The organism is Actinotignum sp. usb-actsch-rep-73 (genome assembly GCF_059082735.1).
This window is the reverse complement of the sequence record NZ_JBHNPV010000053.1, coordinates 1-18,131: the sequence shown is the minus strand read 5'-3', so window position 1 is coordinate 18,131 and position 18,131 is coordinate 1. Positions and strand designations below refer to the sequence as shown.

The window sequence follows — 18,131 nt, the reverse complement described above, 5'->3', positions numbered from 1 at the left end:
CTCCCTATCAGATCGCGTCGATGGTCGCCGCAGCGTTCGGACGGGCATCAAGCGTGATGCCGAGGTCTTCGCGCGCGTTGAAGTCTTCTTCCTGGTCACGCAGGTCTATGGCGTTGCCGGCTGCGTCGAGAGCTTCGACGTTCAGGCACAGCGAGCGCATTTCCTGGATGAGAACTCGGAAGGACTCGGGGATTCCGGGCTCAGGAATGTCTTCGCCCTTGACGATCGCTTCGTAGACCTTCACACGACCGGTCGTGTCATCCGACTTGATTGTGAGGAGTTCCTGGAGCGCGTAGGCTGCACCGTAAGCTTCGAGCGCCCACACTTCCATCTCACCGAAACGCTGGCCACCGAACTGGGCTTTACCGCCCAGTGGCTGCTGCGTGATCATCGAGTATGGGCCGGTTGAACGGGCGTGAATCTTGTCGTCAACCAGGTGGTGGAGCTTGAGCATGTAGGTGTAGCCCACTGCGATCGGATACGGGAACGGTTCACCGGAACGACCGTCGAACAGGCGGGCCTTGCCCTGCTCGTTCGTCAGACGGTTGCCGTCGCGGTTCGGGTTCACGTTACGCAGCAGGCCTGCGAGTTCGTCGGCTTCAAGACCGTCGAACACGGGGGTTGCCACGAGAGTCTCAGGTTCGGTGGTGATGCCGTCAGCCGGGAGGTGACGGGTCCATGCTTCGCCGGCCTCGACAGCCTTGGAAGCATCCCAGCCCTGGTGAGCGAGCCAGCCGAGGTGGTATTCGAGTACCTGGCCGACGTTCATACGGCCGGGGACACCAAGCGGGTTGAGGATGATGTCAACCGGGGTTCCGTCTTCGAGGAACGGCATGTCCTCAACCGGCAGAATCTTGGAGACAACGCCCTTGTTACCGTGGCGGCCTGCCATCTTGTCACCAATGGTGATCTTGCGACGTTGGGCGACGTAGACGCGAACGGTCTGTCGAACGCCAGGGTTGAGTTCGTCTTCTTCGTCGTTGAATTCGCGGACGCCGATGACGATGCCTTCCTGGCCGTGAGGAACACGCAGGGAGGTATCACGAACTTCACGGGCTTTCTCACCGAAGATTGCGCGCAGAAGGCGTTCTTCGGAGGTGAGCTCAGTTTCACCCTTCGGGGTGACCTTGCCAACGAGAACGTCGCCAGCGGTAACCTCGGCACCAATGCGGATAATGCCACGTTCGTCTAGGTCAGCGAGTGACTCTTCGGAGACGTTCGGGATATCGCGGGTGATTTCTTCTTCGCCGAGCTTGGTTTCGCGGGCGTCGACCTCGTATTCCTCGATATGGATCGAGGTGAGGACGTCCTCTTCAACGACGCGACGCGACAGGATGATCGCGTCTTCGTAGTTGAGGCCTTCCCACGACATGTAGGCGACGAGCAGGTTCTTGCCGAGTGCGACTTCACCATTGTCGGTTGCCGGACCATCAGCCAAGACGGAGCCGGCCTCAACGCGGTCGCCTTCGTCGACGATGACACGCTGGTTGGTGCAGTTGCCCGGATTCGAACGTTCGAACTTTTCAAGACGGTAGGTGTCGCGACCGCCTTCGTCCGTGGAAACGATGATCATGTCTGCCGAAACTTCGGAAACAACACCAGCGTGGGTGGCGATGATCATTTCACCGGAGTCCTGTGCTGCACGACGTTCCATACCGGTACCGACCAGCGGTGCTTCGGTGGTCAGCAACGGCACTGCCTGACGCTGCATGTTCGCGCCCATGAGTGCGCGGTTTGCGTCGTCGTGCTCGAGGAACGGAATGAACGCTGCTGCAACAGACACCATCTGACGTGCAGACACGTCCATGTAGTCAACTCGGTCGCGCAGGATCAGCGTCGGGTCTTCACCGGCGACACGGCAGAGGACATGGTCTTCTGCGAAAGTACCGTCGTCGTTCAGACGGGACGAGGCCTGTGCAATGTAGTGACCGATTTCGTCGTCTGCGGTCAGGTATTCGACCTCGTCGGTGACTTTTCCGTTGCGAACAACGCGGTACGGGGTCTCAACGAAACCGAAGGGGTTAATGCGACCGAAGGTTGCGAGCGAACCGATCAGACCAATGTTCGGGCCTTCAGGGGATTCGATCGGGCACATGCGGCCATAGTGCGACGGGTGGACGTCACGAACTTCCATGCCTGCGCGTTCACGGGACAGACCGCCAGGGCCAAGAGCCGACAGACGACGCTTGTGCGTCAGACCTGCAAGCGGGTTGTTCTGATCCATGAACTGCGACAGCTGGGAGGTGCCGAAGAATTCCTTGATCGCTGCAACAACCGGGCGGATATTGATCAGCGACTGAGGAGTAATCGAGTCGGCTTCCTGGGTCGTCATACGTTCGCGGACGGTACGCTCCATGCGGGACAGACCTGCGCGAACCTGCGCCTGAATGAGCTCGCCAACTGCGCGAATGCGGCGGTTACCAAAGTGATCGATGTCGTCCGCTTCAACACGGAGTTCGACAACCTCGCCACCGTTGCGGGTGCCGAGGAAGGTCTTCTCACCCTTGTGCAGAGCGAGCATGTACTTCACGGTTGCAACGACGTCATCGATGGAGAGAGTCGAAGCCTTCGGATCTGCGTCGGTGCCGAGCTTCTTGTTGATCTTGTAGCGACCGACCTTTGCCAGGTCGTAGCGCTTCGAATCGAAGTAGAAGTTGTTCAGCAGGGTGCGTGCCGATTCGACGTTTGCGGGCTCGCCGGGACGGAGCTTGCGGTAGATGTCGACGAGGGCTTCTTCCTGGGTCTTGACGGTGTCCTTCTCGAGGGTCTCGAGGAGCACCGGGTATTCGGCAAACTCTTCACGAATCTCAGATTCGGTCATGCCGATTGCCTTGAGGAAGTGGGTGACAGGTTGCTTGCGCTTGCGGTCAATACGAACGCCAACAGAATCGCGCTTGTCGATTTCAAATTCGAGCCATGCGCCGCGGCTAGGAATGACCTTTGCGCTGAACGTTTCACGGTCGGTGGAACGTTCGGAAACGCGCTCGAAGTAGACGCCCGGGGAACGGACGAGCTGCGAGACGACAACACGCTCAGTGCCATTGATGATAAAGGTGCCACGCGGGGTCATGAGCGGGAAATCGCCCATGAACACGGTCTGACGCTTGATCTCAAGGGTCTCGTTGTTCATGAACTCCGCGGTCACATACATCGGTGCAGAGTATGTGTAGTCCTTGGTCTTTGCTTCTTCGATCGAGTACTTCGGTCGTTCGAGCTGGCATTCCCTGAACGTAAGGGACATGGTCTTGCCCAAGTCCTCAATCGGCGAAACTTCTTCGAAGATTTCTTCAAGACCGGAGACGTCGGGGACGTCGTTACGGCCTTCCGCCTTAGCGGCTTCGACGCGAGCCTTCCACGCGTCATTGCCCAGCAGCCAATCGAAGCTCTCGACCTGCAGGCCCAGAAGGTTCGGGGCCTGAAGCGGTTCGGCGAGCTTAGCGAATGAGATGCGGTTCCTGGGCTGGTTGGCAGTGCTACTGGCAGCCAAAGGGGATCCTTCCCTGCATTTTCGGTGCGCACACACGCCTTCGCCCATTATCTGACTCCGTCCATCCCGCTCAGCGCCTGATACAGCGGGGTGGATACGGATCACCTCGGGCATAATAAGGCGCAAGTATCAATGATAGGGATTCGCGACTCCTCACCTCAATATCTTTTGGCGTTTGTGCCGAGTTTCACGCAACTACCACGTTGGCGCGTCGACCGTGCGCTCGTCGCGCCGGTCGCCGAGATGTACCTCATGGGTGTGTCCACGCGGGAGGTCGAAAAGGTGGTGACCGAGCTGGGCGTGGAGTCCATGCCAAAGACCCATATACGTCAGATGTATGGGAAATTGGGCGCGCACACTCGCCAGGAGCTGCTTGACCTTATCGAGCAGAAGAAAGGTCTCCGATAGAGCGGCGGGGATACCTGCGTCCCTAGTGTCGAGAGCGCGACAGCTGAGAATTCAAGCAGTTTCATGAGCGTTATCCACGAGGCTCTTCGGCGCTGTGCCTTTAAATCAACCATGCAGTCGCGCACCAGTAAGCAAAAGCGGCGGCGACCCCACTGTGGGAGCCGCCGCCGCTCAGATACGGTGAGAGCCAGTCGAAAGAAATCCTGCGACCACTCCAGCGCTCAGTCGGCAGTTTCTTTGACGCCTACACGATTGTCGGCCTATTCCCGGCGACGCCGAGCCAGCTTGCTGAAGGCTGCAATGCCAGAGCCTACGAGCAATGCGAACGCAGCTGCCTCGAACAGATAGGGGATATTGCTGCCAGTAGCAGCCAGCTTGGGGGCCTTCATCGTCTTGGCGGGCACCTCTTTCCACTGGGCATACAGCGTGGTGTCGGCGTCGAAGGTCACTTCTTGACCTGCGGAATACGACGTGCCGCTCCCGTCGGCCTGCGTGTTCCAGCCGGTAAACTCCGCTTTACCCTTGTTCAGCTCGCCATGGCCCGCAACAGTAACCGAAGCACCCTTCATGAACGATGCCTCGTCGGGGGTTGCGCCTTCCCCGCCGTTGGCATCGTAGGAAAGCTTATAGGGCACCTTTGCCGTGAGGGAGGCGCTGCCCAGCACCATGCGGTTGCCCTCTGCAGGAAACTCTCCGGGGTACTCTTTACCGCTACGGGGCGTGAGGTAACCCCTTATGGGTTCATCGCCTGTCGTGGGAAGCTCAAAGCCAATCTCGTAGGTGACCGTGTAGGTCCCAGGGTTTGCGGTGATTTGGCTCGGGTCGACCGGATTCCCGTTCTCATCGACGGCAGTTATCCTGGTCCCGTGGGCGGCAAAGGCACTCGATAGCTTGTCATAAGCCTTCAACCGCTCGATCGGCATTACGTCGAATCCGGGCGCCTTCTTACCCCCGAGGTTTGTGCCGCGTCCCAACAGGTACGTGTCCCAGTCAACTAGCTGGTCGCGCTTGAGCTCGAGCTCCTTGGGCTCAGCCAGTTTCCCCTGTATAGTGCCCGCCTCGTCAAGATCGGCCTCAGTGGTGAGAATTGGGCGAACGACCAGTCGACGTTTGACGTATGTGGCACTGTCAGAATCTTCATCATCAACATTGCCATACACCCTTTTGACGCCTTTATACTCGATCATTATGTCAAAGTCCCGGTCCCCACTCGGAGAGGCATCCACGGTGAACTGGTACATGCCGTTCTGATCGGTGGTTGCTTGATAGACGGGGGCGACAGCGCCAGACTCTCTGTCCTCTTTTGACGTGGGATGGGGATACAGGCTAACCGTAGCCCCAGGCAATTTTGCCTCGGTGCCGCCAGGCCAAATTGCGCTCACCGAACCGTAGATCGGTGCCTTGCCATCCGCCCCCGGCAGGAACCCTCCGGGAGTATATGCGGAGATTGTCGTTGGAACGGGGTCCGCGCTTCTCGTTGGAACGGGGCCCGCTTCAGCCGGCTCGGCCACAGCCGTGCCCGCTCCCCCTACCACGAGACACAATGCGGTTACAAAAGCCAAAAGACCGCACCAAATGCCGGAACGCCTAACTGTTTCCACAAAAACCACCTTCAAAAGGATAGTCCTTACCACACATTTTAACTATATCAATTCCTCATCAGTTCCTACTGGGTTTGCCCATGTTAGCGTCGGGCTATTCTAGCCATTCAGGGTCAGGCCAAAATAGCCAATCCGAGGCAATTAAAACAGCCATTACATTCCCTCCAGGCTTACACTGACGGCGCTAGTGCGTCAGGAAAGGAGAATGATGAATGAATGTAATGACTTACAAGAGATTTAGACACTGCGTTCAACAAGATGCGCGCGGAACAAGGTGATTCGTTCAGCTTGGATACCGTGAACCTCGCTGAACTCACCCGCCTAACGGGGATCAGCAGAGGAAAGGCCCGCGCCCTCAAATCCAACGACTTCGTCGTCACACCCCACGGGCGTCGCGGCAAGAAGAGCGCCCTCCTCGAACACCCACCAGGCTTTACGTTAGCCTCCACACAACTCTAAAATGTGCGATTTGCATAATCACTTATGCTCACTACGCCAGGCAAGACATCCATGATGGATAAGTGAGGCATGACCATCACTCATCTAACAAGTCTTGACCCACAATCTGCGAAGCACCAGGCCGCCACGCCTCTGCATTCTTCAAATAAGCCAGGTTTTCCGGACGGAAAACGAGTCTGGCTAGGCGAGTTCGGCAAGTGAATCGGGAGCCTCAGCACCCTCGGCGGATTCCTCTTCCTTCTCTTTCTTGCGCCTGGCAGCCGTGTAGCGGGCCACCTGGGTCGCGATCAGCAGCGAAATCACGATCGCAATCAAGAACAGGATCATCCACCACGACCACTGGGTGCCGTCGACCGCGGGGATTTGCGGGGTCGGCATGATTCGCTCGCCGGTCACCAGCAGCCGATGGGAGTTGATGCCGTAGGGCGTGCAGGTGAGCAGGGTGGCCAGATCCTTGTCCTTTTCGCGGCCGAGCAGGGACGGGTCATTGGGTTTCACAACGTCGATTCTGGTGACGCGATAACCGAATGATTGGTCTTGAACCTCGAGGAAGAACTCGTCGCCGATCTTCAGGTCGGTCAGCCGGTCGAACATGGTGGAAGTCGGCAGGCCGGTGTGAGCTGTAATGACCGTGTGTCGGTCGACACCGCCGACCGGCAGGTCGGAGCCGAACATGTGGCCGGCACCGGCACTCAAGGTGTCATGGTCGGTGCCGTGCCGTATCGGCAACTTGACCTGGATCTTGGGGATCTTGACGACGCCGATGATGCCGCTCGGCTGGTCGAGCACATTCAGGTATTCCTGGTATTCGGGCGAGTCGGGGGCCACGTTGCCCAGGTACGGGTCGAGCACCGGGAAGCCCTTGTGGGTGTCATTGTATTCCCTGGCACGCTTGATGTAGGAGTCTTTCAATTCCTGCGACTGCTTATTCACCTGGTCTTTGTAAGCCTCGCTGACGATTTTCTGCTGATGATTATTCCAGACCGTGGAGGTGATCGGGTATGCCAGGCAGAGCACGCCCAGCAGAATGAAGATTAGTGGTGTCCAGCGCTTTCGGCGATCTTTCTTGTCGTTGGCCTGGTCGTCCGAGCCGCGAATGGCTCGGTATTCGGGGTCGGGAGTATAAGCGTCGTCTGCAAGAGAGGTTCGCGCAGCCTTGCCGGTTGCCTCGTTGTGGCCTTGGAGATCTTCGTTCATTCTTCCTACCGTGTCTTTTCGCAGTACCTAGCCTGCGTGTGGTTTGAGAGAGTGTGGGGGGCTGACCGTTTGGCCAGCCCCCCACTGTTCAACGGCTATCTACCGCTGCGTTGTTAGGCGTCTTCACGACGACGCGAACGCAGGTGCATTGCGGTACCGCCAGCTACCAGGCCAGCGCCCAGCAGAGCGAAGATGCCAACACCGATGGCGCCGGTGCGAGGCAGGTTGAACCACTTGCCAGAGTCCTTGGTCCGGATGTTGGTGATACCGGTCTCGAAGATGTTGCTACCAGCAGTAACAGTGACCGCAGTCACCTTGTTGGAGAGGATGTAGCCCGACGGAGCCTTCTTCTCAACCACATAGAATTCCTGGCCTACCTTGGCTTTGTAAGCCTCAGTCTTGCCGTCAGTGCCGGTGGTCTTGGTGCTGTACTCAGCAGCAACTCCTGCACAGTTCGACCGATCGTCGGTCTTAACGCAGTTTTCGGCGTCAGCCTTCTGGGCGAAGGCGATGAACTCTGCGCCCGAAAGTGCAGCATTATCGGTGGCGTCGGTCTTCTTGATCTGGAAATCGCCGAACTTGATGGTCGGGTCTGTAGGGTTAGGGTTGTTCGGATCGGGATCGCCCGGGTTCGGGACAACCGGGTCGGAGGGGTTCTCGCCCTCACCGTTGCCGGGAATGAAACCGAACTTGTTGATTACGACAACGTTACCGGCATTATCTTTCTTCGCACCAGACAGATCGTCCTTGAGCTTCAGGTTGAAGACAGCGGTTACCTGAACGTTGGTGCCAGCTGCAGCGTTAGCGGCAGTGGCAATCTTGGTGAGGCCGGCGTCGGTGAAGGTCACCTGGACACGGGTACGCGTACCAGCGGTGTAACCAGCCGGGTCGGGTGTGACAGAAACAGTGTAATCATCGGTGAGAGTCAGCTTGGTGTCACCGACCTTCACATCACCTACAACTGCCGCGGCGGGAGTTTCGAAAGCGTCAACCTGGACGTCATCGAAGATGGCGAAGCCCTGAATATCGGCCTTGGTCAGATCCTTGGCGCCCTGTTCGGTGCCCTTGGACTTGTTCAGCTTGGCGGTAACGGTGTAGCTGGTATTAGCTCCCGCGCCAACAATGCTACCCGACGGGTTGCTCTTGGTGACGTTGCCGGACTCGTTGACGTTCTTCGGGTTAACGGTTACGTCGTAGTTGTAGGTCAGGTTGGTCGAATCGGTGCCGGTGATTTCCGGGATGGTCATGTAGAACTTCTTGACATCCACGGTGTGGCCAGCAGGGATCGTGGTCTCCTCGACCTGGTAGAGGCCTACCGGGAGGTTAGAGAAGGTTGTCTCACCATTGGTGTCAGTCTTCTGCTCAGGATGCACAGTGCCGGGAGTAACGGTAGCGGTGCCCTTATTCATCGCATCGATGTTCTTGGCGATGGTCTCCCAGCCGGCGTAGGTAGTGGTATTCACGTCATCATTGCCGATTTTGGCGACCTGAGTGACGGTGAAGCCAGCGCCTTCAACCTTGGCGCCACCGTTCTTGTCATCTGTCTTGATGATCTTGATCGAGCCCGTGGTCGGTGCTCCGTCTGCCCAAGGGGCAGTGCCAGTGGGCGCAGCGTTCGCTGCTCCGCCAGCGCCCAGTCCGCCGACTAGCGTCAGCGCGAAAGCTGCTGCTAGCAGCTTTCGGAATGACTTTTTCTTAGCCATTTTCTTTCCTTTCAATGTCATTTTGACATCGGTTGATGTCCTTGCTGCCCGAAGTTTCGGGCCAGGCATCTTCCGATGCCCCTACTATGTCCAGGATTCGAATTGCTGGTTATCTCGTCCCAACTTGTGCGTGTCGGATCTCTCCAGCAGGCACAAGATGAGTTATTTGGCTTTCCAGCGATCGGCCAGTTTCAGCTGTCCTACCGGCGGACCCCATTTAAGCCCTGGACTCTCCACGTCTAGTCCGATACAGGTAGCCACCCCCTGCCAAAGCAACTATCAACAGCGCCGCGTAACCCGCGACGTAGTTGAGGCTAAACACGCCCGTCTTGGGCAGTACAGCCTCGACAACATGAACCGTGATCGGCTTACGCACCCAGTTGACACCCTCAATGGGCGTGCCGTCGCCACTCACCGTGCCGTCGTCATTCAGTGTGAAGCCCTCGCCCACTGCGTAGACGTAACACTTGTACGTGCCAACCTGGGCGTCGTTTGCGTTGCCGTCAATCTTCGCGACAGTACGCGCCTTGTAGCCGTCCAGACCGATCTGGTCGGCGTTAGGCGTTTCGACGCCGAACTTGGTGTCGCTGATCCCCACCGAAGGCTGGCCGTTTTGATCGGAAGGTAGGCCGTCAACGGAGCCGTCAGAGGCCTGGGACGGGGCGCAAAGCGTCTGAACGTTGATCTTCGAGGGATTCCCGTGAGAGAAAGCCTCAACGTTCATCGGCCTGAACATCGGCGAACCCTTAACGATCGTCTCCTCGTCGGGCATAACGTTCAGCTCCAACGCCTGCTTGATGTTAAGCAGGAACGTGCGCTCGCCAAGCCAGTTCTCGTCGACATGAGTGGTCTTGTTCAGCGACTTGTTCGGGCTGAACTGCGTGGTGTTGCGATCTGTGTTGCCGGTGGCGTCGGTGAAGTTCACGTGGCACATGTATGTCCCCGCCGACTTACCCTCCGTGCCGACAGTCAGTTGCCACGGGTCGTTAACCACGTCGGTTGCTGGCTCGAACACGCCGCTGTCGTTGAGCCTGCCCTGCTGGCCGGTCAAGGTCAGCGTCTGGCCACCAACGTCCTCAGTGTATTCGATGCCTTGGTGGAAAACCTTCCTGGGTTTATTGGCAGTTCCGCCGTCACCCACAACGGGCGCGCAGAATGTGGCGCTAGTCAGGTCAGTGTCCGTCGCGCTATGGCCAGTTATCGCAACCGGGTAGCTACCCTTGCCGTCGTTGTCTTTGACATAGACGTTGTTGATAACTGTGTCGGCAGCAACCTGGCCGTTCTCGCCAAGGTAAACCTCTTGATCGTTTATCCCGTCGATATTCGGAGGCGTGGCGTCCTCAACCGTCACCGTTATCGGTAGCTTGGCGACCTTCACCACGGTGCCGTCCTGGTAGGTCCAGCGAGCAACCATCTTGTATTCGCCGACGTTATTCAGCTGACCCTTGAACACGACATCGGTTAGGTTGCCGCGGGCGTCGCGCACTTCCTCTAGCGAGAGCACCGGATATTTATTCAGCTCGGCCGCATCAGCCGGTGGCGTCTCGTATTCCAGCGTGAACCCGCTACCCTTCTTCATGTTGGCCGTGACGCCATTCATGCCAAACAGGGAGTACGACTTGTGCCCGTCTTTCGAGTTGATCGGCTTGCCAACGTAGTTGGTCTCGGTCTCCAACAAGGTGCCTGCTTCACCGGTTATTGTCTGCGCGGTAAGAACGGTCTCGTTGTTGGCGACCGTCATGTTGTACCTGGCGGTGACAGTTGCGGTCTTGCCGTCATTGTTGCGGACGGTCAACTCGACGTCAACCCAGGTTTGTTGTTCTTTAGTCGGCGTGCCGATGAAGTAGTAGCCGTACTTCTTACACGGCTCGCCTTCGCCACCTGGGATCTCGCATCTAGTGCCGAAACTGACGCCTTCGGGTAGCTGAGCAGGGTTCACCACTCTCATGGAGTCGAGCTTCTGGTCGGTGCCATCGGAGTTCTTGCCCAGGGTGTATTCAAGCGGGCCCCACGTCACCGGGTTGTTTACCGTGCCGTAGAAATCGGCAGGTTTAAGCGTCGGCTTTGCAGCGGGCTCGGCCAGTACCTCAATGTTCATGATGAACGAGATCTCTTCGTGCTCGCCGTGGTCGGACGAGTTGGTGCTGGTCGCCGTCACCTTGTACTGGTAGACGCCCAGCGTGGCATCACCCGCGACCGTGCCGTCCAGCTTGATAATGCGCTTATTGCACGTCGCCGGATCGCCAGTGGCAAGCAAAGCATCGCCCTCATCGGTGAGACACTTGCCGTTGTTAGCTTCACCGAGGTTCACGCCTTTAGGACGGTTGTCGCCCATCGGCTCGAACTTCTTGATCTGGTATGCCGCCTCGCCAGCCTTAGGCCCAGCCAAGAACTTCAGGTCGAAGTTATCTCCGCGATGCACACGATAGGTGTCACCCTGCTTCCAGACGGTGGTGCCCGAAGCAGGCTGCTCCCCATCCATAGCCGGTGAGAAAGCGCCTTCGCCGGTCCAGGCTGTAATGACGGGATCTTTCAGGTCGACGTCAGGAAGAACCTCGATGCGCCAAGGCTCGGGAAGCGTTATGCGACTATTGGGAGTGCCAAAGGCGAATTGCGGCTCGTCAATGACGTCGACCTGCAGGTCGTGGATGCCGAGCGGAGCGCCGTAGCGCAGGCGACCCGTGGGCTTATTAGCCGCGCTATGCGGATTGAAGTTGGCGGGTTTGCCGTTCCATTCGTCAGGTAGCGATTCCTCAAGATTCTTGTCGTAATTCTGGGCCTCGAAGCCTGCTCTACCACGAGTGTTTCGGTACTTATCCATGAAACTGCCCTTGGAATAGATCGGCACGCCGTCCTCGGCGTCTGTGGAGATCACACAGCCGACGCGTTCGCTGGGCAGGTTATTGTTATCGCCGTTGTACATAACCGTGACGATGTCGAGGCCAAGCTCACGCCAGAGCTTTTCCTGCTCGTATTTCGGAATGAACTTTAACTTCTGGTTGTTGTAGCCATTAGAAATGGTGCCAGCATAGTTGGTTCCGTTGTGGTAACGGAATATGTACTTGCAGAAGCTGCCTTTTGCATTCCAGTCGACAAGACTATCCGTCTTAAATACCTTATTTTGGGCGTCCCACGTCCAATCGGAGGTGTCCCACTGCTTCGAGGCCCAGTCGCCACCTTCGGTCTTGTCAGTGGATTTCGTGTTGAAGTCCTTGGTGTTGTACTGTCCGACAATCCAACGCCCGTCAAAGCCGACCGGCTCGCCCCAGTGGAACTGGTGCGGACGCGGGTTCGACCAGTTCTCGTTGTAGAACCTGCGGGCGTTGTAGGGAACCAACACAGCCTGTTTGGTCTGGGCCTTGGGTAAAGCACGCTCAGAGTTAACGCCCTTGTGGATCACCTCGTTGCCGTTTGAATCCAGCACGGGGTTGCCGTTCTTGTCCAGCACCTTCGTTTCGGACATCCACTCGCGACTGAGGTAGTCGCCGGCCTTCTGGGTCTGGTAGTCGAAGGTGAGCACCTGAACACCGACGTTCAGCTCGGACTTGTTTGGAGGAGTAACACAACCATCAGGTGTATTGAGTTTGCCGGTGATCTGGTCTACAGGAATACTGCCGTCATCATTCCTTTGCATCTTGGGGCTGCACAGGACGATGTCTTTGTTCGGCATCTTCTCGCCACCGGGACGAACCAGGAAGTAGCCGGGATCCTTGTTTGTACCGACCTCGTTTTCCCAACGTTTCTTATCACCTTGTAAGCCTCCCCAGACAGTCTTATTACTCCACCAGGTGCGGGAGTCGTCTGACCCGCCACCTGGCTGGTTTCCCCAGACAAGTGTCGGCCAACGCTCGCCCGTGTTTCCGGAGACAGCATCGTAGTATTTGCCGTTGCCACGCACGCGCCAAACTATGTCATTAAAACCATCGACTGGCTTGCCGGTGACTTTGTTGTAGAACTGCCATGCACCGTAGTCAATGTTCGAGCTACCACCGGCAGCCGATGAAAAGTCTCCCTTGGTTTGGACGCTGTTCTTCAACTTGCCGTCACTGTTCCACACGATCAACTGGCCGGAACTCTGGCTACCGCCCTTAGTACGATCACTTAATACGCTGCCGGGCTGGTAGTCTTTGCCGTCGCGCACCTCCACGCGAATCGGGCCGTTACGGTAAGCCTCTTTAGTGCCCGCAACAGCATTTTCCGTAGCAAGGGCACCACTGTTAAGGCTGCGGCGATACGGGGTCAGATAGACCGGCGTACCATACGGGGCCCCGTAGAGCTGCTGGCAAGAACCCTCGCCGGTGCCCTCCGTGCAGGGGATGTGGCAAAACGAGCTGTTATTCTTGTCTTGATCTCGATTCGCTTCACCATTAGTGTTCAGTTCGCCGACGGTCGGGTTCTCCACGCAGTTTGTTTCGAAGTCGGCTTCGGTAAGCGATTTTCCGGCATCTGCCGTTTCGGCATCGGTGCCTTTTTTGTTGTATCCGTTCTTATAGAAACCACCGTATTTAATGCGATTGAACTGAGTGTAGGTGTCGGGATCCGGTATTATCTCCGTCGCGTAATCGGCATTTTGCTTTGGCGTGTAGCCCAGGTGAATCTCGGTATAGGGCAGGACAATCTCCGGCTGATCCCACTCCCAGCCGTCACCCAGCGCCGACCCGCCGGTGGTTTCACACTGTTTCTGGGAAAGCACCCTCATCGAGTCGGTGTCTAGCTTCGTGTCACCCCGCGCCAGCGTCAACGCGCCGCGCCCGGTGTTCGCCTCGTTAGCGCGGATACCGTCCAGCTCTGCCTCAGTGAAAGTCACCTGCTGTGAGCAAATGCCGTCACCATCGCAAGACGCCGTGATCTGCTTGGAGATCTCGGTGCCGTCGCCGTTGGGCTTAAACGTGAGCGTGTAACTGGTGCCCTTGTGCAGGCCCTTTAGAGTCACGGAAACATCGCCGGCGGTCTTGCCGTCTTCGCCACACGGCTTGCTGACCGCATCGATGAACGGCTCAAGAACCGTGAACGGACGCTGATCGACGACCTCATCGCGCGGGATGGTCATGCCCTTGAGCGGGTAGTTAGTGCCTACGTCTATCGGCTTAGTAACATCAAAATCCTGCTTAGCTTTAGTGTGCACCAACCGCATCAGATAATTGCCCGCAGCAAGGTCGACCGGCACATTCCACTCGCCCATTGACTTGTGGGCGAACTGGTCTTCAATGACTTCAACTACGCCGTTGGCATTCTTCTTGGTGTCGGGGCGAATCTGCGAATCGACCTCGCGGCAGGTTGGCTTGCCTTCAGTCAGCTTCAGTTTGCCGTCGGCATCTGCATCGCACAGCTCGACGCGGTGCGTGCCCTCATCGGCGTCACGCGACTCGCCCAAATCGAGATAGCTGGTGTACACCTTCTGGCCAGGCAGTGCGGTGTAGCTGGCTTCGCCCTCCTGAGACTTGCCGTAAGCGTCGTCGCGGGCCTGCCGCGCTTTATCGTTCTCGGCGGCCTCGTCAGAACCCTTAGTTATATTGCCCGTGTAGGTGAAAACCTTGGAATCGGTGACCCGCAGTGGCGCGATATTGATGACGTCGTACTCAGTCTGGCCCTTTGAATTGCCCAAAGCATCCTTCTGCGGCTCGCGCTTGGAGACCAGCGCCATCTGGTAATCGCCGGTCGGGAATCCCTCCGGCACTTGCATCTTCATCAGGCCATTATTTTTGGTAGCCACATCCTCGGAGGTGACCCAACCCTCTTCGTTGGCGAAATACCAAGACCCTCGCTCTGAAGCAATGGAATCCCAGGAGGAACCACGCGGCACGGCGACCAAACGGTAGCTGAAGCCAGGCATCGGCACCCTGATATTCGCCCAGATAGTCTTAGCGTCTTTGCTCTCCTGCTCATCAATGGTGCTCTCGTTTGCCAGCACCGACTCGGTGGAGTGCCGCGAATAATCCACCTCGGGCAGGGTTGGGATCAGACCCAGATCGAGACCAGTTCCAGCCAACTGGTAGTTATTCTGACCCACAGCCTGCGCAACCTCCCAAACCAGGAGGTCGGGCAGACAGTAGCCTGTGCGGAACTCACAGGCGCCATCGACTGAAGAAACACCAGTGCCAAACGGGGCGCCTGCGTTACCATAAGCTGGGCGGATCGTGCCATACCAGCCATTGGCACCAACCGCGGCGAAACCTTCGGGCAAACCACTGCCCGAAGAACTTGCCTTCAGGATGCGGCTCTTATTTTCAGGCTTCAGCAGCTCGTTATAAAGCCCTTCCGACTTGGCTTTTTCGGTGCCAGCATCCTCAGCCTGCGGGCGACGATCCTTGTTAATCAATGCCTTGATATCGGCCTCTGCCTCTTCATAGTTCGCTGGCGGCTCGATGGTCACCATGAACTTGGCAGGCGAAGCACCCGCCGAAATCGGGCGGTTATGAACTTCGGATACATCGTCCCAGCCGATGCAGAACGCGCCGTCCATATCGGTGTAGTCGTAGCGGGTCTGCAAAATGTCCGTCGGCTTGCCGAGGCCGTCCTGGGCATAAGAAGAAACCACAACTCGCACGCCAGGCACAGCCGGGTCTTTAGCTGCAGTTCGGTCTCTCTTGCCCGGCGCGCTATCCCAGCGGTCAAATCTGAACGTGCGGTCGGCATAAACGTGGCCGCACAGGAAAAGGTTAGTGTCAACGTTGCGCTTACCTGGCGCAACGTGACGCGACGAAGGCACCCACTGGTTCTTCGGCAGGTGCTTGCCCTTCTTGTCGTACTCGTCGCCCAGCGGGTCGGCGGGAGACTGACGGCTGGCAGGGTGGCCGTTCACATCATCCTTGTTCCAAGCGTCGTTCTCGTCTGCGGCGGTCTTCGTTTTGGGGCGGAAAGCCATGTTGAAGTTCGAGATCGAACCATGAATGTAGTTTGTGGTTCCCAACCATGACAGGGTTAGCGTGTCAACGACGTTGAAGCGGCCGCCGCCGTTGAGGCGCTTGGGGGTGAAATCTGCAAGCGGGCCACCAGGGTTGTAGTTGGACTCATCAACCCAGACCCGAACCCGGTCGAAGCGCTCGATACGTACGCGCGGGTTCTCTGCATCGGCAGGCAAGTTATACGCTTCGCGCAGCGCTGGACGGAAGTTGAAAGTGTAGTCACCATCCGCGTTGGTGGTGGCCTCGAACGGCACCGGGTTGTTGAACTCGTCGCGAGACATAATCACCGTGCCGTCAGACTTAATCAGCATGGCCTTCATCTTGACGCCTGCGATCGGCCAGTCCTGCGGGTCGAGACGCGTGGAAGCGTTGTAGATCTCGGGGTTGTGGCGGTGGTCATCGTAAACCTTGCCCCTAATCGTGCCGGGTTGCCCGCCCTCTAAGCCATCGTTGCCCAGGGATCGCGGTGCCGCGATCGCCTCAGCAGGTGTAAGTGTTATCAGCAGCAGGCAGCAAAGAAGGGCTGCTAAAAGCCCGCTCCCCCTCATGCGGAAGATCCCCTCCTTAGGTCGAGCTGCCCTCAAACGCATCCCAAACGCCCCTTCTTTGTTGCTTAGAACGGTTCCATAGTAAAGGTACTCTTCCAAAGAGAAGTTCGCAAACCCCATTTGCGAACACCGATAACTCTATTGAGCCGGTGAAAAATCAAATTTTCACAGAGGCTCTTCCCAAAAAACCGGGGTTAATACCCAAAACTTCAAATTCAGTGAAAGATGTTTCACTTCCCTAGCGATGGTCGCTAGTGCCTGCAAAATTATTGAAGGATTATTAGCAATTCGCGAATTCACGGTAACTCGAGATGCTGAGAGCACACAGCGACAATCGCCTTCGACGCCAGCTTGGGAACAGCGTAAGTTGGGGGAGCTTTACGAGAAGAACGACGAGCGGAACGCTGTCGGCTTTGGGGCAGACAGAACGCTCTCCATCGCCACCATGACGCTGAATGATGAGGGTAACGGTGCCGCCGAAGAGTCGCTACCAAATTACAAGGTGATTCGCGTCGGCGACGTTGCCTTTGAGGGCCACACGAACAAGGAATTCGCTTACGGCAGGTTCGTCGTAAACGACCTGATAGACGGCATAATGTCTCCACGATTTACCTGCCTCAGGCCAAAGCACGGCTACCCAGTCTCGCTGTGGAAGTACTACATCCACAGCGAGCAGGTCATGCGGGAGACGCTTGTCAGGGCGACGAAAAGCGGCACCATGATGAACGAGCTCGTGCTGGAGGACCTCTTCAAACAGCCGATTCTTGTGCCGCCAGCTAGTGAACAGGAGTTAATCGGATCGTTCTTCTCCCGCCTCGACTCCCTTATCACCCTTCATCAGCGTGAGCCACGATTTGCTGATACAGGTTAAATAAGAGTCGAAAGAGCCCTCATGACGATGTCAATGTCCTTGTTCTCGAGCTCTTGGATGACGTGCAGATAGGTTTCCTGAGTGGTGGTCATGCTTGCATGCCCGAGCCTTCGGGATACGCTGGCGATGGATACGCCAGCGAACAGCAAAAGTGATGCATGTGTATGCCGCAACCCGTGGACGGATATGGCAGGCACGCCAACATTTTTGCAGTGGCGCGCTAAAATGCTGTTAGCCGTCGAGTTATAGACCTTTCCCTTCGCAAATATGGGCTCAGTCGGCGGAAGATCTTTGAGTAGCCCAGAAAGTTGCATGATGAGTTGCCAGTCGAGTTGAACCTTCCGCACCGAGGAGGCGTTTTTCGTGGGGACGAATCCACCGCCGTTCTTGTAATCCCAGGTCTTGTTCACCGAAAGCGTTTGATGAGCGAAGTCAAAGTCTTCGGGGGTAAGCCCAAGGGCTTCGGAGAAGCGAAGGCCCGTTTTAGCGACTACGAGAATAAGCCAATCCCAACTCGGCCCGCCTGATAAATCAAGGTCGCCGAGCATGGCATGAAGCTCAAACTGATTGAGATACTTGATCTTTTTCGCACGCGGCTGTTTTCCTTTAATAATAGCCTTGCGCGTAGGGTCGCGGGGAATGAATCCTTCGTCAACTGCGTCAAGGATCGCCCCCTTAAGCTGATGGTGGAAGTCCATGGTTGTCTGGCGTTCGTGGTGCTCTGCATAACCATTAATGAGCTGCTGGTACGAGGTCCGGTCCAGATCTTTTATCTTCAGGTCTGGAATCAGTTTGGCTAGCCAAGACTGCGTGAGACGGTACTTTCCCATGGTGACCTCACGGATGGCCCCTTCTTTGTAGACGCTAATCCATTGCGAGTAGTAATCGCAGAAAAGCGACTCTTCATTGATACTGATTGGCATTTTTACCCTCTTTCATCATGTGGGGTGGC

At 57.0% G+C, this 18,131-nt stretch carries 8 protein-coding genes; 2 read left to right on the top strand and 6 right to left on the bottom strand.

Going from position 1 to position 18,131, the window contains the following annotated elements:
- Positions 1–7: 7 nt before the first annotated feature.
- On the bottom strand, positions 8–3,487 hold the full coding sequence (rpoB, locus tag AC5RE1_RS03520) for a DNA-directed RNA polymerase subunit beta (RefSeq protein WP_006681508.1): 3,480 nt from the start codon (positions 3,485–3,487) through the stop codon (positions 8–10).
- Between the two features lie 132 nt (positions 3,488–3,619).
- On the opposite strand from rpoB, the gene AC5RE1_RS03515 reads away from it, so the two are divergent.
- Positions 3,620–3,895, top strand: a complete 276-nt coding sequence (locus AC5RE1_RS03515; protein WP_006681509.1) for a transposase — start codon at positions 3,620–3,622, stop codon at positions 3,893–3,895.
- A 260-nt stretch (positions 3,896–4,155) separates the two neighbouring features.
- Here the strand turns inward: AC5RE1_RS03515 and AC5RE1_RS03510 are convergent, their stop codons facing one another.
- The 4 genes from AC5RE1_RS03510 to AC5RE1_RS03495 form a co-directional block, all read right to left on the bottom strand.
- On the bottom strand, positions 4,156–5,406 hold the full coding sequence (locus tag AC5RE1_RS03510) for an InlB B-repeat-containing protein (RefSeq protein ID WP_493938356.1): 1,251 nt from the start codon (positions 5,404–5,406) through the stop codon (positions 4,156–4,158).
- Positions 5,407–6,135: 729 nt separating this feature from the next.
- A complete protein-coding gene (locus AC5RE1_RS03505; protein WP_006681511.1) occupies positions 6,136–7,152 on the bottom strand; it encodes a class C sortase in 1,017 nt (338 codons plus the stop codon).
- Between the two features lie 113 nt (positions 7,153–7,265).
- Positions 7,266–8,855, bottom strand: a complete 1,590-nt coding sequence (locus tag AC5RE1_RS03500; RefSeq protein WP_006681512.1) for a SpaH/EbpB family LPXTG-anchored major pilin — start codon at positions 8,853–8,855, stop codon at positions 7,266–7,268.
- A 217-nt stretch (positions 8,856–9,072) separates the two neighbouring features.
- On the bottom strand, positions 9,073–16,308 hold the full coding sequence (locus tag AC5RE1_RS03495; RefSeq protein WP_493938355.1) for a hypothetical protein: 7,236 nt from the start codon (positions 16,306–16,308) through the stop codon (positions 9,073–9,075).
- Positions 16,309–16,675: 367 nt separating this feature from the next.
- On the opposite strand from AC5RE1_RS03495, the gene AC5RE1_RS03490 reads away from it, so the two are divergent.
- Positions 16,676–17,179, top strand: coding sequence for a restriction endonuclease subunit S (locus tag AC5RE1_RS03490; protein WP_493938354.1), 504 nt, complete (start codon positions 16,676–16,678; stop codon positions 17,177–17,179).
- On the opposite strand, the gene AC5RE1_RS03485 is transcribed toward AC5RE1_RS03490, so the two are convergent.
- Positions 17,176–18,102 carry a site-specific integrase gene (locus AC5RE1_RS03485; RefSeq protein WP_493938353.1) on the bottom strand — a complete coding sequence of 309 codons (927 nt, stop codon included), beginning with the start codon at positions 18,100–18,102 and terminating at the stop codon, positions 17,176–17,178. The genes AC5RE1_RS03490 and AC5RE1_RS03485 overlap by 4 nt on opposite strands.
- Positions 18,103–18,131 lie beyond the last annotated feature (29 nt).